We start from the raw sequence: 23994 nt of genomic DNA, 5'->3' as shown, positions 1-23994 counted from the left end.
GCCAAATGGCAGGCTTGCCTCACCCGATGTCTTTAATGGGCCGCGCCCCAGCTATCGCCGTGGCCGATTTCCACGCCCAGCGGCACGTCCAGCTTCACCGCTGGTTCGGCTGCGGTGGCCATGACGTTGCGGATCACTTCGGATGCGGCCGCCACGTCTCCCTCGGGCAGTTCGAACACCAGTTCGTCGTGCACCTGAAGCAGCATGCGGACATGGCCGAGGCCCGCGTCGGTCAGCGCCGGGGTCATGCGGGCCATGGCCCGCTTGATGATATCGGCGCTGGTGCCCTGGATCGGCGCGTTGATCGCCGCACGCTCACTGCCCTGACGCTCGGCCTGATGCTTGGAGCCGATGCGCGGGAACCACGTCTTGCGGCCGAACAGCGTTTCCGAATAGCCCTTGGTCCGCACGGATTCGAGCGTTTCGTGGATATAGCGCTGGATGCCCGGGAAGCGTTCGAAATAGCGGTCGATCATCGCCTGCGCCTCGTCCGCCTGGGTGCCCAGGCGGCCGGCGAGGCCCCAGCGCGAAATGCCGTAGAGGATCGCGAAGTTGATCGTCTTGGCGCGCCCGCGGGTATCGCGGTCCACGGTGCCGAACATTTCCATCGCCGTGCGGGCGTGAATGTCTTCGCCATTGGCGAAGGCTTCCTTCAGGCTCGGCACGTCGGCCATGTGCGCGGCCAGTCGCAGTTCGATCTGCGAATAGTCCGCCGACATCAGCACGTTGCCCGGCTCGGCCACGAAGCAGTGGCGGATCTGGCGGCCGAGTTCGGTGCGGATCGGAATGTTCTGCAGATTCGGATCTGTCGACGAAAGCCGCCCGGTCTGCGCGCCGACAAGGCTGTAGCTGGTGTGGACGCGCTGTGTCTTCGGGTTGATCGCGGCCTGAAGCGCCTCGGTATAGGTGGAGCGCAGCTTGGAAAGCTGGCGCCATTCCAGCACCTTGGTGGCGACTTCCTCGCCCTCGCCAGCCAGCTTTTCCAGCACCGACTGGTCGGTGGAATACTGGCCGCTCTTGCCCTTCTTGCCGCCCTTGTAGCCCAGCTTGTCGAACAGGATGTCACCCAGCTGCTTGGGGCTGCCGATGGTGAATTCCTGGCCCACCTTGGCGAAGATCTCCGCCTCCAGCGCGCCAATGGCTTCGGCGAACTGGCTGGAAAGGCCGGCCAGTTTCTCGCGGTCCACCTTCACGCCGTGGCGCTCCATCTGGGCGACCACGGGGATCAGCGGGCGATCGACCCGCTCGTAGATGCGCGTGCCGCTCTCGTCCGAAAGGCGCGGTTTCAGCAGGGCGTGCAGGCGCCAGGTGACGTCGGCATCCTCGGCCGCATATTCGGTGGCGCGGGCCAGCGGCACTTCGCCGAAGGGGATCGCCTTCTTGCCGGTGCCGCAGATTTCCTTGAACGTCAGCGTGGTGTGGCTGAGGTGGCGTTCGGACAGTTCGTCCATGCCATGGCCGCCGCCGATCCCGTCTAGCGAGCGCCCGGCGTCGAGGCAGAACGAGACGATCATGGTGTCGTCGATCGGCGTCACATGGATGCCGTGGCGGGCGAAGACATTGAGGTCGTACTTGATGTTCTGGCCGACCTTCAACACCGCGTCGCTTTCCAGCAGCGGCTTCAGCAGGGCGAGCGCCTCTTGGAGCGGCACCTGCTCCGGCTTTTCGGCGAACATGTCGGTGCCGCCATGGCCCAGCGGGATGTAGCAGGCGTCATTGGGGCCAAGCGCCATGCTGATGCCGGCAAGATCCGCCTGCATCGAATCGAGCGCCGAGGTTTCGGTATCGATGGCGACGACATGCGCGGCGGCGGCGCGGGAAATCCATTCCTCCAGCGCGGCCAGGGTGGTGACGCAGGCATAGGCGCTGCGGTCCACCGCCGGCCATTCCGGCATCGGCTGGCGCGCGGCGCCTTCGGCAGGGCCGCTGGCGGCGGTGACCGGCTTGGATGGGTTGAGCTGCGTGTTGCGTTCGGGGCTGCCGTGGCCGCCGTCCAGACGCTTCAGCAGGCTGGTGAAGCCATGGCGGCCCAGGAACTCTGCCAGCGGCGCGGGCGGAATGGCGTCCAGCTTGAACTGGTCCAGCGCCATCGGCAGCACGCAGTCTTCCTTCAGCGTGACCAGCACCTTGGATAGCCGTGCCTGCTCGGCCTGTTCGATCAGGCGTTCCTGCAGCTTCGACTTCTTCATCGAAGGTGCGGCGGCAAGCGCGGATTCGAGGTCGCCGTAGTCCTGGATCAGCTTCGACGCCGTCTTGGGGCCGACGCCGAAGACGCCCGGCACGTTATCGACCGAGTCGCCCATCAGGGCCAGCACGTCGCCCACCTTTTCCGGCGGTACGCCGAACTTTTCGACCACCTCGGGAATGTCGATCCGCTGGTTCTTCATCGTGTCCAGCATGTCGATGCAGCCGCCCTCGACACCGTCATTCGGCTGCGCGCATTTGCCGACCAGCTGCATCAGGTCCTTGTCCGACGAGACGATCGTCACGTCCCAGCCCTGCGCGGTGGCGGCGCGGGCGTAGGAGGCGATCAGGTCGTCCGCCTCGAAACCCGCTTCCTCGATACAGGGCAGCGAGAAAGCGCGGGTGGCGTCGCGGATCAGGGGGAACTGCGGGACAAGGTCCTCGGGCGGTGGCGGGCGGTTGGCCTTGTAATCCTCGTAGATGTCGTTGCGGAACGAGTGGCTGCCCGCGTCCAGGATCACTGCAAGGTGCGTCGGCCCGTCTGCCTTGTTCAGATCTTCGGCCAGTTTCCACAGCATCGTCGTATAGCCGTAGACCGCGCCCACCGGCGTCCCTTCCGGGTTGGTCAGCGGCGGCAGGCGGTGATAGGCGCGGAAGATGTAGGCCGAGCCGTCGACGAGATAGAGATGCTGCTTGGAATCCATGGACAACCCGTAGCAGCGCCTGCGCGGCGCGTCAGCATCGCACTGTGCCGGCACCCACTGCAATCTTCAGGGGGAATGTTCGCAGGGGCGGGGAACCGCGCGTCGATTTCGCCGTTTCGCTGCGAATGCTTGAAACGCGGCGTATCGCGGCTTAATCCTGCGCGTCCTGAACGGGAGCGAGATCGGCCCCCCACGCCGTGCCGTATATGCGGGCGGCATCCGGAATCGACGACTTCAGCAACGAGGGAAGACTGAAAACATGCGCAAGACCCTGATCGCCGTGACTGCCGCTGCCGCGGCCCTTTCGCTGGCCGCCTGCTCGCAGAAGACGCAGGACGCTGCCAGCGATACCGCGACTTCCGCCGCCGAAGACGTGTCGCAGGCTGCCGACGACATGGGCGCCGCGGTCGATAACGCCGGCGACAAGGCGGCGCAGGCTGCCGACGACACCAAGGGTGCCGCCAGCGAGGCCGCGAAGAGCGCCGAGAAGACCCTTGACGACACGGCCGCCGATGCCGCTGCCGCTGCCGCCGACGTCACCAATGCCGAGGGTGAGCCGCACGATTCGTCGGCCCAGCACTGAGGATGAAGGCCCGGGCTTCGGCTTCGGTCGGGGCCGGGCTTCTCCCTAAACGAAAAGGCCCGCCGGATCGCTCCGGCGGGCCTTTTCGTTTGGTTCCGCGCGTGTCTCAGCGAGAGGCGGAGGCAGTGCGGCGATAGCTGCCGGCATCGGCCAGATAGCCTTCGTAAACGGTGCGCGCGATGCTGGCGATGCGGGCTTCGCGGGCCGGGCGGCTGCCCTGTCCGGTGACGTAGATCGCAACCGCATAGGCGCGGCCGTCGGGGGTTTCGATAAAGCCGATGTCGCTAGACGTATTGTTCAGCGAACCCGTCTTGTGGGAGACGCTGACGCCGCTGGGCAGGCCGGCGCGGATGCGGTTGCGGCCGGTGACGCAGCGGCTCATGGCGCCCATCAGCACGCTGCGGCTTTCCGGGGTCAGCCACTTGCCCTGATAGATCCCGGTCAGCAGCTCCACCATGGCGAGCGGCGTGGCGCTGTCGCGCTTGTCGGCCACCTTGGCGGGGTTGATCGCGCCATCGTCGCGGACCAGCGTGGCGATGTCATGGTCGATGTGCCAGTCGTCGATCCCGGCACGGCGCACCCAGGCGTTGACTGCGGCGGGGCCGCCGACGACCTTGAGCAGCGCGTCGGTGGCATAGTTGTTCGACCGGGTGATCATCAGCTCAAGCAGCTGGCGCGCCGGCATGTAGGCGCCGGGGCGAACCGGGGCTACCGCGCTGGAAAACGGTGCGGAGGCGACCGGGATCATCAGCGGATATTCGCTGGAGAGGCTCCACTTGCCCTTGTCCACGCCTTCCAGGAAGGTCGCGGCAATGGCGACCTTGCTGGTGCTGGCCATCGGGAAGCGCTGGCTACCCATCACATCCACCGTACGTCCGGTGGAGAGGTCGACGGCGGCGACGCCGATGCGGCCCTGCGATCCTTCGGCGACGCTGGAAAGGCGCCGTTCGAAATCATCGGCCGGACCACGCGGTGCGCGCAACTCGGTGCCGAACACCGAATCGAACGAATCCTGCACGTCGTTGATATTGCCTGCGTGAGCAGGCGCGAAGGACACCGCGCCAGCGGCGACAATGCTTGCGACCTTGATGAAGCGCTGCGTGCCCACAAGGCACCGCGTCAGGAGTGTGTCTGCCCCGATCATGCAGAACCCGTCCTTACCTTTCTGATTTTCCCGCAGGGTTAACCCACCGGTGAGAATAATCCGAATTCGATAAAGCGCCAGCGTTGCGCGACGAATTGCATGGCCCATGCGGGCAATTGCGGGAACTCGTTCAATCCTATCGTCGCAAGGACCGATTCAGATTCGTTTGAATCAGTTTAAAAATGCACATTCGACGATTTCGTCACCGCGCCATTCCAAGATTGCGCGGGCCTGTTCTTGCCGGAAACGGGGGAGGGGCAGGGGGCGCTGCCGCAATAACGAAAAGGGCCGGAAGGATCGCTCCTTCCGGCCCCAATTCGCGTTGGTGACGCGGGTGGCTTTTTAGAAGCCGCCCATGCCGCCCATGCCGCCCATGTCGGGCATTGCCGGCATGGCGGGCTTGTCGTCGGCCTTTTCGCTGATCGCCGCTTCGGTGGTGATCAGGAGACCGGCGACCGAAGCCGCATCCTGCAGCGCGGTGCGCACGACCTTGGTCGGGTCGATAACGCCGGCGGCGACGAGGTTTTCATAGACGTCGGTCGCGGCGTTGAAGCCCAGCGATTCGTCCGAACCGTCAAGCAGCTTGCCGGCGACGACGGCGCCGTCGTGGCCCGCGTTCTCGGCGATCTGCTTCAGCGGGGCGGTGATCGCCTTGCGGACGATGTCGACGCCGCGCGTCTGGTCGTCGTTGATGCCGGTCAGACCTTCGAGGGCGCGCGTTGCGTAGAGCAGCGCGGTACCGCCACCGGGGACGATGCCTTCTTCAACGGCAGCGCGGGTCGCGTGGAGAGCGTCGTCGACGCGGTCCTTGCGCTCCTTCACTTCGACTTCGGTCGCACCGCCGACCTTGATGACGGCCACGCCGCCAGCAAGCTTGGCCAGACGCTCCTGGAGCTTCTCGCGGTCGTAGTCGCTGGTGGTGACTTCGATCTGGGCACGGATCTGCTCGACGCGGCCCTTGATGTCGTCCGCCGCACCGGCGCCGTCGACGATGACAGTGTTGTCCTTGTCGATGGTGACCTTCTTGGCCTGGCCAAGCATGCCGAGCGTGACGCTCTCAAGCTTGATGCCGAGGTCTTCCGAGATCATCTCGCCAGCGGTCAGCGTGGCGATGTCGCCCAGCATGGCCTTGCGACGGTCGCCGAAGCCCGGAGCCTTGACGGCAGCGATCTTCAGGCCGCCACGCAGCTTGTTGACGACGAGCGTGGCCAGAGCCTCACCCTCGATGTCTTCGGCGATGATCAGGAGCGGACGGCCCGACTGCACCACGGCTTCCAGGATCGGAAGCAGCGCCTGGAGCGACGAGAGCTTCTTTTCGTGGATGAGGATGTACGGGTTTTCGAGTTCGACCGTCATCTTCTCGGGGTTGGTGACGAAGTAGGGCGACAGGTAGCCGCGGTCGAACTGCATGCCTTCGACGACGTCGAGTTCGAATTCGAGACCCTTGGCCTCTTCGACGGTGATGACGCCTTCCTTGCCGACCTTTTCCATGGCTTCGGCGATCTTCTCGCCGACTTCGGTGTCACCGTTGGCCGAGATGATGCCGACCTGGGCGATTTCCGACGAACCGGCAACGGCCTTCGAACGGCCCTTGATGTTCTCGACAACCTTGCCGACGGCGAGGTCGATACCGCGCTTCAGGTCCATCGGGTTCATGCCGGCGGCAACCGACTTCATGCCTTCGCGCACGATCGCCTGGGCGAGAACGGTCGCGGTGGTGGTGCCGTCACCGGCTGCGTCGTTGGCCTTCGAAGCCACTTCGCGCAGCATCTGGGCGCCCATGTTCTCGAACTTGTCCTTGAGTTCGATTTCCTTGGCGACCGAGACACCGTCCTTGGTGATGCGGGGAGCGCCGAAGCTCTTCTCGATCACGACGTTGCGGCCCTTGGGGCCCAGGGTCACCTTGACGGCGTTGGCGAGGGTGTCGACGCCCGACAGAATGCGTTCGCGCGCGTCGCGGCCGAACTTTACGTCCTTGGCTGCCATTTTGAATTCCTTCTAGAAAATCTGGAAAATGCAGAAATCAGAATGCTCAGCCGATAACGCCGAGAATGTCCGATTCCTTCATGATCAGCAGGTCTTCACCGCCGACCTTGACTTCGGTGCCGGACCACTTGCCGAACAGCACGCGGTCGCCGACCTTGACGTCGAGGGGGGTGATGGTGCCGTTTTCAGCGCGGGCGCCGGTGCCGACGGCGACGATTTCGCCTTCAGCCGGCTTTTCCTTGGCGCTGTCGGGGATGATGATGCCACCGGCCGTCTTTTCTTCGGCCTCGACGCGGCGCACGAGAACACGGTCGTGCAGCGGGCGGAAAGTCATGGGATTCTCCCTTATCCTACGAACTAAAAGGGCAAGAAACTGGAATTGGCACTCGAATGGTTAGAGTGCCAACGGCCGGGGATATGGTTCGGCCCGGGGGGCTCGTCAAGCGATGACCCGCCAAAAAATTTTCAAGCCGGTGTAGGAGCGGGATGAGACGAGTGCGTGACGGTCTCGTATCCAACCTCACATCGGGGCGAGGTGGAACCGCTCGCGCCAGTGCCAGCGAAGCAGCAGCAGGATGGCGGCGGCGGTCAGGCCCACGGCCAGTCCGATCCACACACCCACACCCGCCAGCGGCGTGAACAGCCCCAGCGCTGCCGAAGTGGCGAAACCGGCGGCCCAGTAGCCGAACAGCGCGATCATCATCGGCACCCGCGTATCCTGGATGCCGCGCAGGGCCCCGGCGACGACCGCCTGCAGGCCGTCGGTCAACTGGAATATCGCGGCCACGAACAGGAATTGCAGCGCGAAGGCGACCAGCACCGCGTTCTCCGGCGCGCGCACGTCGACATAGGCCGAGAGGATAAAGCGCGGGAAGATCAGCATGGTGGAGGCGGAGACGATCATGAAGGCCATGGCGATGGCGACCGCCGCATTGCCCGCATGGCCCACGCCGTCCTTGTTGCCGGCGCCGTAGTGATAGCCGACGCGGATCGTTGCCGCTTGCCCGACGCCGAAGGGCACCTGGAACGCGAATGCGGCGATCTGGAGCGCCACCGTATGCGCGGCAAGCTGCGCCTCGCCGATGCGGCCCATCAGGAAGGCGGCGCCGCTGAACAGGCCGCCCTCGGCAATCAGAGTGGCGGCGATCGGCAGGCCGAGCGCCAGGATCTGGCGCATCCGCTCAGCCTCGGGCTTCCAGAACCGGCCGAACAGATGGAAGCGCCGCAGCTTGCGGTCGCGCGAGATGGCAAGGGCATAGGCCAGCACGCTGACGCAGGCGGTAGTGATGCTGGACACGGCGGAACCGGTGAGGCCCAGCGCCGGAAAGCCGAAATGGCCGAAAACCAGCGTGTAGTTGCCCACCACGTTGACCAGGATCGACAGCGCCGTGATCAGGGTGGCGAAGACCGGGCGCCCCAGCGCGGAGACGAACGTGCGCAGCACGTTGGCCACGGCCATCGGCACGATCGCGATGGCCAACACGCGGATGAAGTGGCCCGACATTTCGATCACGTCCGGGTCCTGCCCGGTCAGTCGCATGAACGCCCCGCCGAACAGGCAGAGCGCGATGCAGGCAATGCCGACCAGAATTGCGATCCACAGCGCCATGCGGGTGGACCGGCGCACTTCGCGCACCGAGTGACGGCGGCGGCCGATTTCGGCGGCGATTAGCGGGGCGACCGCGCCGGTCACGCCGTTCAGCCCCATCGCCAGCAGCGCGACGATGGCGACCGCCAGGCTCGCCGCCGCCAGTGCCTGCTGGCCCAGGCGGGCGACGAACATCACGTCGGTGGCGAAGACCGCCATCTGCAGCAGGTTGGCAAGCGCCAGCGGGCCTGCAAGGCGCAAGGTAGCCGCCAGTTCGGCACGGAAGGTGGAGGGCAGGTCGCGTGTCGCCATGGTCGGTGGGCGATAGGCTTTCGAGCGTACGAACGAAAGCGCATTTGTCACGGCGTGAAAGACGGGGAGTTGCGCTGGATCAGTAACTTCCCTTCGGCGGCACGGCATAATACGAAGTGCCGCAACAAGAAGACAGGACGGGCCTGGGCCAGACGGAGTTCCCTGATGCATGTGAAATCGATGATTGCCGTGATACCGCTGGCGTTGCTCGCGGCCTGCGGCGGTTCGGGTGAAGAGAAGCAATCGGCTTCGCCCGCGTCGGCTACTTCGCCCGAGCCGGTGGCCAGTCCGGCGGTCGCGGCGGCCGATACGGCCCCGCCGGCCTTCGCCATCTGCCGTTCGTGCCATTCGGTGGAAGCGGGGCGCAATGGCGTCGGCCCCACGCTCCACGGCATCGTCGGCAGCAAGGCGGGCGATGTGGCCGGATTCCCGTTCAGCCCGGCGCTCAAGCAGTCCGGCATCACCTGGGATCGTCAGTCGCTGGATACGTGGTTGCAGGGGCCGATGAAGATGGTGCCGGGCACGCGCATGGTGATCGCGGTTCCCGATGCGGAGAAGCGCAAGGCGATCATCGATTATCTCGAAAAGCAGAAATAGGATCTGCAATGAAAAAGGGCGGCGCCGCGACATGGGAGCGGCGCCGCCCTTTCATCCGGCCTTCCGAGGGGATGGGGGTGTGGAAGGCCGGGAAAGAGGATCAGATCGTATTCGCGGGCGCGGCCTGCTTCGGCTGTTCGACAGGCTTTTCAACCTTGGCCGGGATCGCCTTGGTCGAGGGGGCAACCGCTTCGCACGAATCCGAAGCGGCCTGCGTCATCTTCGGCGCCGTGCCGGAACCGTCCGAACTGTAGGAGACCGAGCGGGTGCAGCCGTTGGCATCCGTGCTCGACGAATAGTAGGTCACATGCGCGCCCTTGGGCATGTCGCCGACCATGACCATGCCGGGCATGCCCTGCTGCCCATCGCCCTGTTGCCCATCGCCCTGCGCAACCGCCTGTTGCTGCATCTGCGCGGCATGGGCCTGCATCATCGCGGCCTGCTGCATCATGGCGTTCATGCGCGCGTCCATGATTGCGGAGATACGGTCCATTTCGGCAAAGGGATCGGCCATCACCGGGCGAGCGGCTTGCGCCTGATCGGCCGGAACGACCTCAATCCTGGGCGCGACATCGCCGGAATACTGCACCTGCACCACGGAACCGTCGGGGGCGTTGACGTTCATCGTGTGCAGCTTTGCCGTGGCCGCCTCGGCCACGCCCGCGCCCAGCACGGCCAGCGCGGCTGCGCCGAGAAGGTACTTTTTCGAAGGCATTCGCATGAGAGGGCAACCTCCTTCGTGACTCGTTGGCGGCAAGCTGCTCCGACGAAGCTGAACGCCAGATTACCCGTATCGCTTCACACGCTTCAGAGCGGATGGATCATCGCCACATCGCACCGCTCGTATCGGGCGCCGTAGCGCTCCATGATCCCGGCATCGTGGCGGAAGCCCAGCTTTTCATAGAGGTGGATCGCCGCCTCGCACTTCTTGTTGGTCAGCAGATAGAGCGGATCGGCGCCCATCTCGCGGGCACGCGCGATCATCGCGTCGAGCAGGAATTCGCCCGCCTTCAGCCCGCGCGCGGCGCTGCGCACGCCCATCTTGGTGAGTTCGAACGAGGTTTCGCCGGTCTTCTGCAGCGCACAAGTGCCGACCACGCCCAGCCCTTCCGCCTCGACGAAGAGGATCGTGCCGCCGGGATCGACGATCCGCGCGCGTGGGTTTTCCAGCACCTCGCGGTCGGTGGGTTCCAGGCGGAACATGGCCTCGATCCATTCGGCATTGATGTCGTGGAATTCACGCGCCAGATCGTCCGAGAATTCGCGGATCGTCAACCTGGGCTGGCCGAGCCGGGCATGACGTTCCACCATCGAGGATTCGGACAGCGCGCCCTCTATCCGGGTGATGTGGGCGAGCAGGTCGGCGGTGCCGCCATCGCACATCTCGTCCACCGCGCGGCCGACACCGGGCCAGACGTGCATCTTCACCCGCGCCATCGCCACCTTGCCCTGCGGAGTCATCGAGAGCAGGCGCTGGCGCAAGTCGGCGCCGGGCTTGGCTTCCACCAGGCCGAGTTCGGTCAGTTGCCCGATCGCGCGGGTGACGCCCGGCTGGCTGGAGCCCACCGCTTCGGCAAGCTGACCCACGGTCAGGTCGGCGCGATCAAGCGCGGTGAGCAGGGGGATCTGGCTGGGCTGCATGGGCAGGCCCGCATCTTCGATGATCCGCGCCGCGTCACCCTGAAGCCGTTCGGCCAGACGCTTCATGCGGCTGCCCAGCAGGATGCCGCCCAAGTCGGCGATGACGTCGCTCATTCGAATCTCCATATCACGTTATATATCGCGTTATGGAGTTTGCCGGTGCCCGTCAAGCGGCGCGCATGACGGGTATGAAAAACCGTGGAGGGTCGCGTCGAAAGCGCACAAACGAAAAGGGCGGCCTCTCGGGGCCGCCCTTTCCTTTTTCTGCTCGGAAGAACTCCGAGAAGAAGATTACTTGAGCTCGACGGTGCCGCCGGCTTCTTCGATCTTCTTCTTGATGTCTTCGGCTTCAGCCTTGTTGACGCCTTCCTTGACGGCCTTCGGGGCGCCTTCGACGAGAGCCTTAGCTTCGGCGAGACCCAGACCGGTGATGGCGCGGACTTCCTTGATGACGTTGATCTTCTTGCCACCGTCGCCGGTGAGGATCACGTCGAATTCGGTCTTTTCTTCAACAGCAGCGGCTTCGCCGGCCGGGGCAGCAGCCACGGCAACAGCAGCAGCGGCGCTCACGCCCCATGCTTCTTCGAGAGCCTTGGCGAGGTCAGCGGCCTCGAGGACGGTCAGCTGCGACAGTTCTTCAACAAGCTTGGCGATATCGGCCATGATAATAACTCCTGATCTGTGGTCCCGGGGTGCTGGATGCGATCCGCCGGGATAAATCGTTACGAAATGAATTGCTTAAGCTTGAACTCAAGCAGCCTTGTCGGCGTAGGCAGCGAAAACGCGCGCCAGCTTGGCCGCCGGAGCGGTCTGCAGCTGGGCGATCTTCGTCGCGGGAGCCTGAACGAGGCCGATGAGCTTGGCGCGCAGTTCGTCGAGCGAGGGCATCGAGGCGAGAGCCTTGACACCAGCAGCATCCAGAACCTGCGAACCCATCGCGCCGCCGACGATCTCGATCTTATCGGTCGTCTTGGCGAAATCGACGACGGCCTTGGCAGCTGCGACGGGGTCCACCGAAGTGGCGATGGCCGTCGGGCCGTTCAGGAAGTCGCCGATACCGACATAGTCGGTGTCCGCGATGGCAAGCTTGGCAAGACTGTTCTTCGCAACCTTGTAGGTCGCGCCCGCATCACGGATCTTGCCGCGCAGGGCGGTGGACTGAGCCACCGACATGCCGAGGTTGCGGGTGATCACCACCACGCCGACCTCGTTGAAGACCGCGTTGAGCTGGGCGACCGATTCGGCTTTCTGCGAACGATCCATGCCTTACTCCTTCACATGTGACCGCTTGGGATTTGCATCCCGCACGGCCGGCTACGTTTGTCCGAAGCGCTGATGCACTTCGGGCGAGTCCGTTGGCGATGGGGAAGGAGTTTTTCGTGCCGAAACACGAACCTGGCACCACATTCCGAAGGAATGCCGGGCCGGAAAATTTCCTGTTCCCCGTCTAGGCTGGAAATTAAGCCCCCGCAAATCGAGGGCACCAACTGTCTCGGACGGATGAACCATGGGCCGAGACCCATGTGGTTCGGCCGCGCCTTTGGCTGAAAGCGCGGCCGGAGTCAAGAATTGAGAGAAGGAATGTCAGGCCTCGCCCATGGTGGCCTCTTCGCTGGTGGCCGCGTCGTAGCCCAACAAGTCGCCCGGCTGGCAATCGAGTTCCCGGCAGATCGCTTCCAGCGTGGAGAAGCGGATCGCCTTGGCCTTGCCGGTCTTCAGGATCGAAAGGTTGGCCAGGGTGATGCCGATGCGTTCCGCCAGTTCGGTTAGCGTCATGCGGCGAGCGTAGAGCAGGTCGTCCAGCTTGACCACGATGTTGCCTCCTTCGGTGCTGTCGTCCCCCATCACACGGTTCCTTCCAGCTCGGCGCGCATCTCGGCACCCTTGCGGAACACGCGGGCCAGGATGAACAGGATCAGCATCAGCAGCAGGCCGTTGCCCGAGATGCCGCCCATGGTATCGAGATGGGTGTGGCCTTCGCCGATCTTGTTGACTGCCGCGCCAAGCCCGGAAAGCGGCAGGCCGAGCAACTGCACGACAAGGCTGAGCCAGGCCATCTGCGTCAGGCGCCGGGCATTTTCGGGTACGAACGGATCCCCGTCGCCCACGGTGCCGACGATGCGCTTCAGCAATTGGAAGATGCGGAACAGCACGCCGCAGAGGATGGCGGCGAAGACCAGGATGCCGCTGATCACCCAATAGAACTGCGGCAGCAGCAGCGGCATGTCCTTGGCCATTTCGGCTGAAATCTGATTCTGGAAGATCAGCATCACCGGGATCGCCACAAGGCAGGCGGCGATGGCGATGGCCATGCTGGCCATCAGGAACCACAGCAATCCCTTGGAAATCGCGAGCAGCGGGTCGCGGGTGATCGAGCGCATGGTGGAAGTCATTGTTCGGTGCCCCTCTGTCCTGAAATCACATCATGGCCGGCGCGACGGGCGCGGCGAGGATGATGGTCATGTGCGTGCCGGCTTCGACTTTCACCGGCGAGCGGTCGGCCGCCTGCGCCGGCGTGGATACCGTCGGCAGCCAGAAGGCGGTGGTGAAGACAACGGCCAGCGCCACGGCGAGCGGGCGATAGGCCTTTTGCATCTGGGACTGGGTCATTGTTCGTTCTCCGATATGCCTGATATCGATATTCAATAAGTTGATTCGGACTTATCGTCAATCAATAATATCGAAAAACAATATGACGCTGATCGTTTTGCGGAAAATGGGCGTGTCAGCCGGCGATCTGGTCAACCGCACACACAGAAAAGCGGGGCGACTCCGCTGGGAGTCGCCCCGCATTGAAGACCGGGTCGGCCGTGCAGGGGTTACGGCCTCTCCGGGTTTAGGCCTCGACCAGTGTTTCTGTGGGGGTGGGATTGGAGGGCCTGGTCGTAGGCCTGTAGGTGCGCCAGTCGAAGGGCTTGCCCTGCGTTTGCAGGTGCTCGCGGTGTTGAAGGATCAGTCGCGCGCGGCGCATGCGGGCCTTGCGTGAGGTGAAGGGGTTGGCCTCGTCCGGCTCAGCGGCAACCATGGCCTCAAGCAGTTCTCGGCGGTCGTCGCCCAGTGGCACCGGGCCGGCGGCAAGGGCTTCGCTCGAAGGGCCAAGGCGCGCGGGCGGATTGGTCGGCAGAGCCATCGGATCGGCCATGGCAATTGGGCTCGGCTCCGGCTCGGCGAAGTCGTCGACATAGCCTTCGACATATTCCTCTTCCGGTTCCTTGCGGCGGCGGCGGAGCATCACGGCAACGCCGGCGCCCGCCACGCCCAGTGCGGCAAGCAGACCGATCACGCCTTCCACGGGCAAGGTGTTATCCTTCGCCGGGGTGGAAACCGGGGTCGGAGCCGGAGTAGGAGCAGTGGCGACCGGCGCGGCCGGACCGGTTGTGCGCGGCGCTGCGGCAACCGGGGGCGGTGCGTCGCCACGGGCCAGCGCGCCGTCTCCCGCCGTGCCGACATCGGTGGCGGTGGGAACGCGGGCAGGTCCGGCATGAGCGGCCGTCGCGCGGGTCACGCGTTCGGTGCGCGGCGTGACCGGCTTGGCAGTCGCAGTGACGGCGGTCGGAGTGGCTGGGGCTGCGGCCTCGGTATCCGGTGTCGCCGGAAGCGTGGCGGCCGGCTGCTGCACGGTGGGGGTCTGCACCGGTGCGGGAGCCTGGGGTGCGGCATCCGTCGTCGGCAGAACGATGGACGGCGTGGCGGGCGCGGCGGAGGGCGGGGTAGACGGCGCGGCGGGCGGCGTCGCTACAGGAGGTGCCGGCGTGGCAGCTTCCGGGATGGCGGGCTGCGTTCCAGCTTCCTGAGCCAGCGCCGGAGTTGCGGCAAGTGCGAGGACGGCGGCAATCGCCGTAATGGCACGGGGCGAACGGGGGGCGATTATCTTTTCCATGCCCAACCAAAGCGCGGAATGCGACCCGGTTACCGTTTCATCCCCGAAAGCGCGGTCAGGCGAGCCAATTTTGCGGACGAACTGCCTTTCGGTGCAATTCGCGCCCAAAAAACGGCGGAAATCTGTCGATTTTACGACGATTTGTTCATTTGCGGTTCACCGCTGGAAGGCGGTTTCGGCGATGGCGGTCGCGGCGGGGCTGGTACTGCGAAGTCGACGCGTAAATGACGCGCAAATTGACACTGGGCACCCCGGCTCCTATATCGGGCCCTCGCTCGATAGCCTCGAGCAAGGCTGCCCATGCGCGGGGGCATGCCCGGGAAGGAGGCTTTCGGGATTTCATCCGATGCATCAGGCTGCTGGCCGCAACAGGCATTCCGCAAGGAATTCCGCGCGTGCCGGGCGGCCTTTTCGCGTTTCGGATGCCCTGTTTTACGGCAGGGAATACGTCCTCGCAGACGAGATTTTCAAGGGGCCGTTCATCGCGAATCGGTCCCGAAGCGAAGAGGCAAAAAGACCAGCTCATGGCCACCAAGCCCGCAAGCGTACGCTCTGCAAAGAAGCGCATCCGCAAGATCTTCGGCGACATCCACGAAGTCGTCCAGATGCCCAACCTCATCGAGGTCCAGCGCGAGAGCTACGAGCAGTTCCTGCGCTCGAACCCCGAGACCGGCTACGTTTCGGGCCTGGAAAAGACCCTGCGTTCGGTCTTCCCGATCCGCGACTTCGCCGGCACCAGCGAACTCGACTTCGTCCACTACGAGCTGGAAGAGCCGAAGTACGACGTGACCGAGTGCCGCCAGCGCGGCATCACTTATGCAGCCCCGATGAAGGTCACGCTGCGCCTGATCGTGTTCGAAGTCGATGCCGAGACCGAGACCCGCTCGGTCCTCGATATCAAGGAGCAGGACGTCTACATGGGCGACATGCCGCTCATGACCGAGAACGGCACCTTCTTCATCAACGGCACCGAGCGCGTGATCGTCTCGCAGATGCACCGTTCGCCGGGCGTGCTGTTCGACCATGACCGTGGCAAGACGCACTCCTCGGGCAAGTACCTCTTCGCGGCCCGCGTGATCCCGTACCGCGGTTCGTGGCTGGACTTCGAGTTCGACGCCAAGGACATCGTCAACGTCCGTATCGACCGCAAGCGCAAGCTGCCGGTCACCTCGCTGCTGTTCGGCCTTGGCCTCGATAGCGAAGCGATCCTGGACTACTTCTACGAAGTGGTGACCTGGAAGCGCGGTTCGGGCGGCTGGCAGCTGCCCTACCAGGCCGAAGCATGGCGCGGCGCCAAGCCGGCGTTCGACATCGTCGACGCCAAGTCGGGCGAAGTCGTGTTCCCGGCCGGCACCAAGATCAGCCCGCGTGCGGCCAACAAGGCCCAGAAGGACGGTCTTGAAGAGCTGCTGATCCCGACCGAGGAAATCTTCGGCCGCTATTCGGCGAAGGACCTGATCGACGAGTCGACCGGCCGCATTTACATCGAGGCTGGCGACGAAGTTTCGCCGGAGAACCTCGAAGCGCTCGACCGCGCGGGCATCGACCAGATCGAACTGCTCGACGTCGACGACATCAACACCGGTCCCTGGATCCGCAACACGCTCAAGGCCGACAAGGCCGAGAACCGCGACATGGGTCTGGAAGCGATCTACAAGGTCATGCGTCCGGGCGAACCGCCGACGAAGGAAACCGCCGAAGCGCTGTTCGACGGCCTGTTCTTCGACGCCGACCGCTACGACCTGTCGGCCGTGGGCCGCGTGAAGATGAACATGCGTCTGGGCCTCGATGCCGAGGACACCGTGACCACGCTGCGCGTCGAGGACATCCTCGCCGTGGTGAAGGAACTGGTGAACCTGAAGGACGGCAAGGGCGAAATCGACGACATCGACAACCTCGGCAACCGCCGCGTGCGTTCGGTGGGCGAGCTGCTCGAGAACCAGTACCGCGTCGGCCTGCTCCGCATGGAGCGCGCCGTGAAGGAGCGCATGAGCTCGGTCGACGTGTCGACCGTGATGCCGAACGACCTCATCAACGCCAAGCCCGCCGTGGCTGCCGTTCGCGAGTTCTTCGGTTCCTCGCAGCTCTCGCAGTTCATGGACCAGACCAACCCGCTGTCGGAAGTCACCCACAAGCGCCGCGTTTCGGCGCTCGGGCCGGGTGGTCTCACCCGTGAGCGCGCCGGCTTCGAAGTCCGCGACGTTCACCCGACGCACTATGGCCGCATCTGCCCGATTGAAACGCCGGAAGGCCCGAACATCGGTCTGATCAACTCGCTGTCGACCTTCGCCCGCGTCAACAAGTACGGCTTCATCGAAACCCCGTACCGCCGCGTGCTCGAAGGCAAGGTGACCAAGGACGTGGTCTACCTGTCGGCGATGGAAGAGCAGAAGCACACCGTCGCGCAGGCGTCGGCTGAGCTGAACACCGACGGTTCGTTCGTCGAGGAACTCGTCTCGGCTCGCCAGAACGGCGAATTCGTGATGAGCCCGCGCGACCAGATCACGCTGATGGACGTTTCGCCCAAGCAGCTCGTTTCGGTGGCCGCCTCGCTCATTCCGTTCCTGGAAAACGACGACGCAAACCGCGCGCTCATGGGCTCGAACATGCAGCGTCAGGCCGTGCCGCTCGTGAAGGCGGACGCTCCGTTCGTCGGCACCGGCATGGAAGAGACCGTCGCACGTGACTCGGGCGCCGCGATCTCGGCGCTGCGCGCCGGCATCGTCGACCAGGTCGACGCGACGCGTATCGTCATCCGCGCCTCGGGCGATATCGAACCCGGCAAGTCGGGCGTCGACATCTACCGCCTGCAGAAGTTCGAGCGTTCGAACCAGTCGACCTGCATCAACCAGCGTCCGCTGGTGAAGGTGGGCGAAATGGTTCAGGCCGGCGACACCATCGCCGACGGTCCGTCGACCGAGTTCGGCGAACTGGCGCTGGGCCGCAACGTGCTCGTCGCGTTCATGCCCTGGAACGGCTACAACTACGAAGACTCCATCCTGATCTCCGAGCGGATCGTGAAGGACGACGTGTTCACGTCGATCCACATCGACGAGTTCGAAGTGATGGCCCGCGACACCAAGCTGGGGCCGGAAGACATCACCCGCGACATCCCGAACGTCGGCGAGGAAGCCCTGCGCAACCTCGACGAAGCGGGCATCGTCTACATCGGCGCCGAAGTGCACCCGGGCGACATCCTGGTCGGCAAGATCACCCCGAAGGGCGAAAGCCCGATGACGCCGGAAGAAAAGCTCCTCCGCGCCATCTTCGGTGAAAAGGCTTCGGACGTCCGCGACACCTCGCTGCGTCTGCCGCCGGGCGTTTCGGGAACGATCGTCGACGTGCGCGTGTTCAACCGCCACGGTATCGAGGTCGACGACCGTACCCGCGCGATCCAGAACGAGGAAATCGAACGCCTCGCCAAGGACCGTGAGGACGAACGCGTCATCCTCAACCGCGCCACCTACAACCGTCTGAAGGACATGCTTCTCGGCCAGGTCGCCACTTCGGCGCCCAAGGGCATCAAGAAGGGCGTGGACATCACCGACGAGGTGCTGGACGAGGTTGAGCGTCACGAGTGGTGGAAGTTCGCGGTTGCGGACGACCACATGCAGTCGCAGCTCGAAGCGGTGAAGACCCAGTACGACCTCACCGTCAAGGCGATCCAGGAGAAGTTCGAGGACCGCAAGGAGAAGCTGGAACGCGGTGACGAACTCGCGCCCGGCGTGCTCAAGATGGTCAAGGTCTTCGTTGCCGTGAAGCGCAAGCTTCAGCCGGGTGACAAGATGGCCGGCCGTCACGGTAACAAGGGTATCATCAGCCGCATCCTGCCGCTGGAAGACATGCCCTTCCTCGAAGACGGCACCCCGGTCGACTTCGTGATGAACCCGCTCGGCGTGCCTTCGCGCATGAACGTCGGCCAGATCTTCGAAACGCACCTCGGCTGGGCCGCTCGCGGCCTGGGCGCGCGTATCGGTGAAGCTCTGGACGCATGGCGCGTGGCCAACCCGAACCCGGTTGCCGGCCAGCCGCCGGAAGCCGTTCGCGAGCTGCTCAAGGAGATCTACGGCGCGAACTACACCGCCGATATCGACTCGCGCACCGACGATCAGATCGTCGAGTTCGCCCAGTCCGTCCGCAAGGGCGTGCCGATGGGCTCGCCGGTGTTCGACGGCGCGGTCGAGAAGGATGTCACCGACATGCTCAAGCTCGCCGGTCTCGACGAATCGGGTCAGGTCAACCTGTACGACGGTCGCACCGGCGACTGCTTCGATCGCAAGGTGACCGTCGGCTGCAAGTACGTGCTCAAGCTGCACCACCTTGTCGACGACAAGATCCACGCCCGTTCGATCGGCCCCTACTCGCTCGTCACCCAGCAGCCGCTGGGCGGTAAGGCGCAGTTCGGTGGCCAGCGCTTCGGTGAAATGGAGGTCTGGGCCCTCCAGGCCTACGGCGCCGCCTACACCCTGCAGGAAATGCTGACGGTGAAGTCGGACGACGTGGTCGGCCGTACCAAGGTCTACGAAGCGATCGTCAAGGGCGACGACACGTTCGAAGCCGGCATTCCGGAGAGCTTCAACGTTCTCGTCAAGGAAATGCGTTCGCTGGGCCTCAACGTCGAGCTGACCAGCCACGACGACAACGAAGACGACGGCACGGCGCTGGCGGCGGAATAACGGGATCGGGCGGAGCCCCAGCGCTCCGCCCTTCCTTCCGACCGCACGAAGAATTCACCCCCAGAGGGATTGAACCATGAACGACCTGACCAAGTTCACCAACCAGATGGCGAAGCCCGAGACCTTCGATCAGATTCAGATCGGTCTCGCGAGCCCCGAGCGTATTCGCTCCTGGTCCTTCGGCGAGATCAAGAAGCCGGAAACCATCAACTACCGTACGTTCAAGCCTGAGCGTGACGGCCTCTTCTGCGCCCGCATCTTCGGTCCCGTGAAGGACTACGAATGCCTTTGCGGCAAGTACAAGCGCATGAAGTACAAGGGCGTCGTCTGCGAAAAGTGCGGCGTCGAAGTCACCGTCACCAAGGTGCGTCGCGAGCGCATGGGCCACATCGAGCTGGCCGCTCCGGTCGCGCACATCTGGTTCCTGAAGTCGCTGCCTTCGCGCATCGGCCTGCTGCTTGACATGCAGCTCAAGCAGCTTGAGCGCGTCCTCTACTTCGAGAGCTACATCGTTATCGAGCCGGGCCTGACCCCGCTTGAGAAGTACCAGCTCCTCACCGAAGACGAGATGCTCGACGCGCAGGACGAGTATGGCGAAGACGCCTTCTCGGCCGGCATCGGCGCCGAGGCGGTGAAGCACATGCTCATCAACCTCGACCTTGAGCAGGAGCGTGCGGACCTTCTCCAGGAACTTGAGACGACCAAGTCGGAACTCAAGCCCAAGAAGATCATCAAGCGCCTGAAGGTCGTGGAATCGTTCATCGATTCGGGCAACCGTCCCGAGTGGATGATCCTTGAAGTCGTGCCGGTCATTCCGCCGGAACTGCGTCCGCTGGTGCCGCTGGACGGCGGCCGCTTCGCGACGTCGGACCTCAACGACCTCTATCGCCGCGTCATCAACCGCAACAACCGCCTGAAGCGCCTGATCGAGCTGCGCGCGCCGGACATCATCGTCCGCAACGAAAAGCGCATGCTGCAGGAAGCCGTCGACGCCCTGTTCGACAACGGCCGCCGCGGCCGCGTCATCACCGGTGCCAACAAGCGTCCGCTGAAGTCGCTGTCCGACATGCTGAAGGGCAAGCAGGGCCGCTTCCGTCAGAACCTTCTCGGTAAGCGCGTCGACTATTCGGGCCGTTCGGTCATCGTGACCGGTCCGGAACTGAAGCTGCACCAGTGCGGCCTGCCGAAGAAGATGGCGCTCGAGCTGTTCAAGCCGTTCATCTACGCCCGTCTGGACGCCAAGGGTCTCTCGATGACCCTGAAGCAGGCCAAGAAGTGGGTCGAGAAGGAGCGCAAGGAAGTCTGGGACATCCTCGACGAAGTCATTCGCGAGCACCCGGTCATGCTGAACCGCGCGCCGACGCTTCACCGTCTGGGCATCCAGGCGTTCGAGCCCGTCCTCATCGAAGGTAAGGCGATCCAGCTGCACCCGCTCGTCTGCTCGGCGTTCAACGCCGACTTCGACGGTGACCAGATGGCGGTCCACGTGCCGCTCTCGCTGGAAGCCCAGCTGGAAGCGCGCGTGCTGATGATGTCGACCAACAACATCCTCTCGCCGGCGAACGGCAAGCCGATCATCGTTCCTTCGCAGGACATGGTTCTCGGCCTGTACTACCTGTCGATGGACCGCACCGGCGAGCCGGGCGAAGGCATGAAGTTCGCGGACATGGCGGAAGTGCACCAGGCGCTTCACGTCGGTGCCGTGACGCTGCACTCGAAGATCGAGGCCCGCGTGCCGCAGACCGACGAGAACGGCGAGCAGTACATGAAGCGCTTCGAGACCACTCCGGGCCGCATGCTGCTGGGCGAATGCCTGCCGAAGTCGCACACGGTGCCCTTCGACGTCGTCAACCGCCTTCTGACCAAGAAGGAAATCGGTGACGTCATCGACCAGGTGTACCGTCACACCGGCCAGAAGGACACGGTGCTGTTCGCCGACGCGATCATGTCGCTCGGCTTCCGCAACGCGTTCAAGGCGGGCATCTCCTTCGGCAAGGATGACATGATCATCCCGGATTCGAAGGAAGCCCTGGTGAACGAGACCAAGGAACTGGTTGCCGACTACGAGCAGCAGTACCAGGACGGCCTCATCACCCAGCAGGAAAAGTACAACAAGGTGATCGACGCCTGGAGCCGTTGCGGCGACCAGGTGGCGAACGCCATGATGGAAGAGCTGAAGGCTCAGCCGATCGATCCCGAGACGGGCCGCATGGCCCAGATCAACTCGATCTACATGATGAGCCACTCCGGTGCGCGTGGTAGCCCGGCGCAGATGAAGCAGCTTGGCGGTATGCGCGGCCTTATGGCCAAGCCGTCGGGCGAGATCATCGAAACGCCGATCATCTCGAACTTCAAGGAAGGCCTGACCGTTCTTGAATACTTCAACTCGACCCACGGCGCCCGTAAGGGTCTGGCCGACACCGCGCTCAAGACGGCAAACTCGGGTTACCTGACCCGCCGTCTGGTCGACGTGTCGCAGGACTGCGTCGTCGTGATCGAGGATTGCGGTACCGAGCGTGCGCTGGAAATGCGTTCGATCATTCAGGGCGGTTCCACCATCGCCTCGCTTGCCGAACGTATTCTGGGCCGCACCCTGGCCGAGGACATCGTCAACAAGGAAGGCACCGTGATTGCCGCCAAGGGCCAGCTCCTTGACGAAGCGGCGGTTGCCGCGATCGAGGCGACCGGTCTGCAGGCTGCCCGCATCCGTTCGCCGCTGGTCTGCGAAGCCCAGCAGGGCGTCTGCGGCAAGTGCTACGGTCGTGACCTTGCCCGCGGTACTCCGGTCAACATCGGTGAAGCTGTCGGCGTCATCGCCGCACAGTCGATCGGTGAACCGGGCACGCAGCTCACCATGCGTACCTTCCACATCGGCGGCGCCGCCCAGCTCAACGAAACCAGCCACCTGGAATCGCTGTGCGACGGTAAGGTCGAGTATCGCGACATCCCGACGATCGTCGACAAGCGCGGTCGTCGCCTGTCGCTGGCCCGCAACGGCGAGATCGTGCTGTTCGACAGCGAAGGTCGCGAGCGCGCAATCAACCGCGTGCCTTACGGTACGGTGCTGCTCCACACGGACGGCGCAACGGTGAAGGAAGGTGAACGCCTGGCAGAGTGGGATCCGTTCTCGCTGCCGATCATCACCGAAACCTCGGGTACGGTGAAGTATCAGGACCTTCTGGATACCCGCACGCTGACCGAGCATGTCGACGATGCCACCGGCATGACCAGCCGCGTCGTCACCGAGGACCGTTCCTCGCGCACGGCGAAGAAGAAGGAAGATCTGCGTCCGCGCATCACCCTTCTCGACGACAGCTCGGGCGAAGCCGCGCGCTACATGATGGCGCCGGGTACGACGCTCTCGGTGGAAGACGGCCAGACCGTCGAGGCCGGCGACATCATCGCCCGTGCCTCGCGCGAAGCCGCCAAGACCCGCGACATCACCGGCGGTCTGCCGCGCGTTGCCGAACTGTTCGAGGCTCGCAAGCCGAAGGACAATTCGATCATCGCCAAGGTTTCCGGCCGCATCGAGTTCGTGCGTGACTACAAGGCCAAGCGCAAGATCGCGATCATCCCGGAAGAGGGTGAGCCGATCGAGTACCTGATCCCGAAGAGCCGCGTGATCGACGTGCAGGAAGGCGACTTCGTTAAGAAGGGCGACAACCTGATCTCGGGCTCGCCCGATCCGCACGACATTCTGGAAGTCCTCGGCGTCGAGGCTCTGGCGGAATATCTCGTGGCGGAAATCCAGGAAGTCTACCGCTTGCAGGGCGTGAAGATCAACGACAAGCACATCGAGACGATCGTCCGTCAGATGCTGCAGAAGGTTGAGATCACGGCCGGTGGCGACACCACCCTGCTGCCGGGCGAACAGGTCGATTACGAAGAGATGTTCGAGATCAACAGCAAGCTTCCCGAGGGCAAGCAGCCCGCGGAAGGCAAGCCGGTGCTGCTCGGCATCACCAAGGCTTCGCTGCAGACCCGTTCGTTCATCTCGGCCGCGTCGTTCCAGGAAACCACCCGCGTGCTCACGCAGGCGGCGGTTGAAGGCAAGAAGGACACCCTGATCGGCCTGAAGGAAAACGTCATCGTCGGCCGCCTGATCCCGGCGGGTACCGGTGCCGGCATGAACCGCATGCGCGTGGCGGCCTCCAGCCGCGATGCCGCCCTGCGTGCGTCCTACCGTCGCATGCAGGAAGCGCTCATCGCCGCCAACTCGGCGGAAGAAGAGCATGCAGCCGAACTGGCCCAGGGCCCCGAAGCGGCGATCGGCAACGATCCGCTGGCCGCGGTCGAAGGTGAAACCCATGGTCTGGACGCCGATGCCGGCGATTACCTGATCAACGGTGACGACCAGGCCGAAGGCGGCGACGAAGCGTAAGCTTCCCGCCGCTGCCTGACAGGCACATGAAAAGCCCCGCCGGAGCGATCCGGCGGGGCTTTTTGCTGGGCTTACGGGAAGGGGGCGTTAGGCGGTCTTGCGCCGGGCGGCCAGATCTTCGGGGGAGGGAATGGCCTTTGCGCAGAACGGCATGACGGGATCGGCGTCTGACGTAAGGAAATCCGCCGGCTCCACAGTCTGCGCATTGGCAGTCTGGGCCTGGGCGCTGGTGGCCATAAGAAGGACGCCCGAAATCAGGGCGCCTGTTGTCGCACGCAATGTCACTTAATTCCCCCTTGTCCTGAGACGACGCGAGAT

The 23994-nt window shown here is 64.2% G+C and carries 19 protein-coding genes; 5 read left to right on the top strand and 14 right to left on the bottom strand.

Features of this window, described 5'->3' with window-relative positions; translation table 11 throughout:
- Positions 1-32: 32 nt before the first annotated feature.
- Positions 33-2888 (bottom strand): DNA polymerase I, encoded by a 2856-nt coding sequence (gene polA, locus WBP07_RS14335; RefSeq protein WP_395392041.1) that lies wholly within the window; start codon positions 2886-2888, stop codon positions 33-35.
- 259 nt (positions 2889-3147) lie between these two features.
- Here polA and WBP07_RS14330 point away from each other — a divergent pair, with 259 nt between their 5' ends.
- Positions 3148-3471, top strand: a complete 324-nt coding sequence (locus WBP07_RS14330) for a hypothetical protein (RefSeq protein ID WP_395392039.1) — start codon at positions 3148-3150, stop codon at positions 3469-3471.
- A gap of 106 nt (positions 3472-3577) precedes the next feature.
- On the opposite strand, the gene bla is transcribed toward WBP07_RS14330, so the two are convergent.
- From bla to WBP07_RS14310, 4 genes are all read right to left on the bottom strand, one after another.
- Positions 3578-4615, bottom strand: a complete 1038-nt coding sequence (bla, locus tag WBP07_RS14325; RefSeq protein WP_395392037.1) for a class A beta-lactamase — start codon at positions 4613-4615, stop codon at positions 3578-3580.
- A 342-nt stretch (positions 4616-4957) separates the two neighbouring features.
- Positions 4958-6601 carry a chaperonin GroEL gene (groL, locus tag WBP07_RS14320; RefSeq protein ID WP_395392036.1) on the bottom strand — a complete coding sequence of 548 codons (1644 nt, stop codon included), beginning with the start codon at positions 6599-6601 and terminating at the stop codon, positions 4958-4960.
- Between the two features lie 46 nt (positions 6602-6647).
- Positions 6648-6935, bottom strand: coding sequence for a co-chaperone GroES (gene groES, locus WBP07_RS14315; protein ID WP_086492655.1), 288 nt, complete (start codon positions 6933-6935; stop codon positions 6648-6650).
- A 186-nt stretch (positions 6936-7121) separates the two neighbouring features.
- Entirely contained in the window at positions 7122-8501 is a 1380-nt protein-coding gene (locus tag WBP07_RS14310; protein ID WP_395392034.1) for an MATE family efflux transporter, read from the bottom strand.
- A gap of 165 nt (positions 8502-8666) precedes the next feature.
- Here WBP07_RS14310 and WBP07_RS14305 point away from each other — a divergent pair, with 165 nt between their 5' ends.
- A complete protein-coding gene (locus tag WBP07_RS14305) occupies positions 8667-9098 on the top strand; it encodes a c-type cytochrome (protein ID WP_395392032.1) in 432 nt (143 codons plus the stop codon).
- 100 nt (positions 9099-9198) lie between these two features.
- Here WBP07_RS14305 and WBP07_RS14300 read toward each other — a convergent pair whose 3' ends face one another.
- The 8 genes from WBP07_RS14300 to WBP07_RS14265 all read right to left on the bottom strand — a co-directional run bounded on the left by WBP07_RS14300 (position 9199) and on the right by WBP07_RS14265 (position 14619).
- The gene (locus WBP07_RS14300) at positions 9199-9819 is read right to left on the bottom strand and encodes a hypothetical protein (RefSeq protein ID WP_395392030.1); all 621 of its coding nucleotides are present in this window, start codon (positions 9817-9819) and stop codon (positions 9199-9201) included.
- An 86-nt stretch (positions 9820-9905) separates the two neighbouring features.
- Complete coding sequence (locus tag WBP07_RS14295) at positions 9906-10853, bottom strand: GNAT family N-acetyltransferase (RefSeq protein WP_395392028.1); 948 nt, start codon at positions 10851-10853, stop codon at positions 9906-9908.
- A 177-nt stretch (positions 10854-11030) separates the two neighbouring features.
- Positions 11031-11402, bottom strand: a complete 372-nt coding sequence (rplL, locus tag WBP07_RS14290) for a 50S ribosomal protein L7/L12 (RefSeq protein WP_395392026.1) — start codon at positions 11400-11402, stop codon at positions 11031-11033.
- Between the two features lie 87 nt (positions 11403-11489).
- Entirely contained in the window at positions 11490-12002 is a 513-nt protein-coding gene (gene rplJ / locus WBP07_RS14285) for a 50S ribosomal protein L10 (protein ID WP_395392024.1), read from the bottom strand.
- Between the two features lie 321 nt (positions 12003-12323).
- Positions 12324-12584 carry a helix-turn-helix domain-containing protein gene (locus WBP07_RS14280; protein WP_395392022.1) on the bottom strand — a complete coding sequence of 87 codons (261 nt, stop codon included), beginning with the start codon at positions 12582-12584 and terminating at the stop codon, positions 12324-12326.
- Entirely contained in the window at positions 12584-13132 is a 549-nt protein-coding gene (locus WBP07_RS14275; RefSeq protein WP_395392020.1) for a DUF2975 domain-containing protein, read from the bottom strand. The genes WBP07_RS14280 and WBP07_RS14275 overlap by 1 nt, the downstream gene beginning before the upstream one ends.
- Before the next feature lie 25 nt (positions 13133-13157).
- Entirely contained in the window at positions 13158-13349 is a 192-nt protein-coding gene (locus tag WBP07_RS14270; RefSeq protein WP_395392018.1) for a hypothetical protein, read from the bottom strand.
- A gap of 226 nt (positions 13350-13575) precedes the next feature.
- Positions 13576-14619 (bottom strand): hypothetical protein, encoded by a 1044-nt coding sequence (locus WBP07_RS14265; RefSeq protein ID WP_395392016.1) that lies wholly within the window; start codon positions 14617-14619, stop codon positions 13576-13578.
- 18 nt (positions 14620-14637) lie between these two features.
- Here WBP07_RS14265 and WBP07_RS14260 point away from each other — a divergent pair, with 18 nt between their 5' ends.
- From WBP07_RS14260 to rpoC, 3 genes are all read left to right on the top strand, one after another.
- Positions 14638-14847 carry a hypothetical protein gene (locus tag WBP07_RS14260; protein WP_395392014.1) on the top strand — a complete coding sequence of 70 codons (210 nt, stop codon included), beginning with the start codon at positions 14638-14640 and terminating at the stop codon, positions 14845-14847.
- Between the two features lie 296 nt (positions 14848-15143).
- Positions 15144-19295 carry a DNA-directed RNA polymerase subunit beta gene (rpoB, locus tag WBP07_RS14255; protein WP_395392012.1) on the top strand — a complete coding sequence of 1384 codons (4152 nt, stop codon included), beginning with the start codon at positions 15144-15146 and terminating at the stop codon, positions 19293-19295.
- Positions 19296-19371: 76 nt separating this feature from the next.
- Positions 19372-23676 carry a DNA-directed RNA polymerase subunit beta' gene (rpoC, locus tag WBP07_RS14250; RefSeq protein ID WP_395392010.1) on the top strand — a complete coding sequence of 1435 codons (4305 nt, stop codon included), beginning with the start codon at positions 19372-19374 and terminating at the stop codon, positions 23674-23676.
- Between the two features lie 87 nt (positions 23677-23763).
- Here the strand turns inward: rpoC and WBP07_RS14245 are convergent, their stop codons facing one another.
- Positions 23764-23913 (bottom strand): hypothetical protein, encoded by a 150-nt coding sequence (locus tag WBP07_RS14245; RefSeq protein ID WP_395392008.1) that lies wholly within the window; start codon positions 23911-23913, stop codon positions 23764-23766.
- Positions 23914-23994 lie beyond the last annotated feature (81 nt).

The sequence above is a fragment of the Novosphingobium oxfordense genome (assembly GCF_044029435.1).
Classification (GTDB): domain Bacteria; phylum Pseudomonadota; class Alphaproteobacteria; order Sphingomonadales; family Sphingomonadaceae; genus Novosphingobium.
The sequence above is the reverse complement of the archived record's forward strand: the minus strand, read 5'-3'. Positions and strand labels throughout refer to the sequence as shown.

Bases quoted from the DNA above. Each gene is read 5' to 3' on its own strand.
- rpoB (WP_395392012.1), top strand. From the start codon at position 15,144: ATGGCCACCAAGCCCGCAAGCGTACGCTCTGCAAAGAAGCGCATCCGC.
- WBP07_RS14300 (WP_395392030.1), bottom strand. From the start codon at position 9,819: ATGCGAATGCCTTCGAAAAAGTACCTTCTCGGCGCAGCCGCGCTGGCC.
- rplL (WP_395392026.1), bottom strand. From the start codon at position 11,402: ATGGCCGATATCGCCAAGCTTGTTGAAGAACTGTCGCAGCTGACCGTC.
- WBP07_RS14245 (WP_395392008.1), bottom strand. From the start codon at position 23,913: ATGGCCACCAGCGCCCAGGCCCAGACTGCCAATGCGCAGACTGTGGAG.
- groL (WP_395392036.1), bottom strand. From the start codon at position 6,601: ATGGCAGCCAAGGACGTAAAGTTCGGCCGCGACGCGCGCGAACGCATT.
- WBP07_RS14270 (WP_395392018.1), bottom strand. From the start codon at position 13,349: ATGACCCAGTCCCAGATGCAAAAGGCCTATCGCCCGCTCGCCGTGGCG.
- bla (WP_395392037.1), bottom strand. From the start codon at position 4,615: ATGATCGGGGCAGACACACTCCTGACGCGGTGCCTTGTGGGCACGCAG.
- rplJ (WP_395392024.1), bottom strand. From the start codon at position 12,002: ATGGATCGTTCGCAGAAAGCCGAATCGGTCGCCCAGCTCAACGCGGTC.
- WBP07_RS14330 (WP_395392039.1), top strand. From the start codon at position 3,148: ATGCGCAAGACCCTGATCGCCGTGACTGCCGCTGCCGCGGCCCTTTCG.
- WBP07_RS14260 (WP_395392014.1), top strand. From the start codon at position 14,638: ATGCGACCCGGTTACCGTTTCATCCCCGAAAGCGCGGTCAGGCGAGCC.
- groES (WP_086492655.1), bottom strand. From the start codon at position 6,935: ATGACTTTCCGCCCGCTGCACGACCGTGTTCTCGTGCGCCGCGTCGAG.
- rpoC (WP_395392010.1), top strand. From the start codon at position 19,372: ATGAACGACCTGACCAAGTTCACCAACCAGATGGCGAAGCCCGAGACC.
- WBP07_RS14295 (WP_395392028.1), bottom strand. From the start codon at position 10,853: ATGAGCGACGTCATCGCCGACTTGGGCGGCATCCTGCTGGGCAGCCGC.
- WBP07_RS14305 (WP_395392032.1), top strand. From the start codon at position 8,667: ATGCATGTGAAATCGATGATTGCCGTGATACCGCTGGCGTTGCTCGCG.
- WBP07_RS14310 (WP_395392034.1), bottom strand. From the start codon at position 8,501: ATGGCGACACGCGACCTGCCCTCCACCTTCCGTGCCGAACTGGCGGCT.
- WBP07_RS14275 (WP_395392020.1), bottom strand. From the start codon at position 13,132: ATGACTTCCACCATGCGCTCGATCACCCGCGACCCGCTGCTCGCGATT.
- WBP07_RS14280 (WP_395392022.1), bottom strand. From the start codon at position 12,584: ATGGGGGACGACAGCACCGAAGGAGGCAACATCGTGGTCAAGCTGGAC.
- WBP07_RS14265 (WP_395392016.1), bottom strand. From the start codon at position 14,619: ATGGAAAAGATAATCGCCCCCCGTTCGCCCCGTGCCATTACGGCGATT.
- polA (WP_395392041.1), bottom strand. From the start codon at position 2,888: ATGGATTCCAAGCAGCATCTCTATCTCGTCGACGGCTCGGCCTACATC.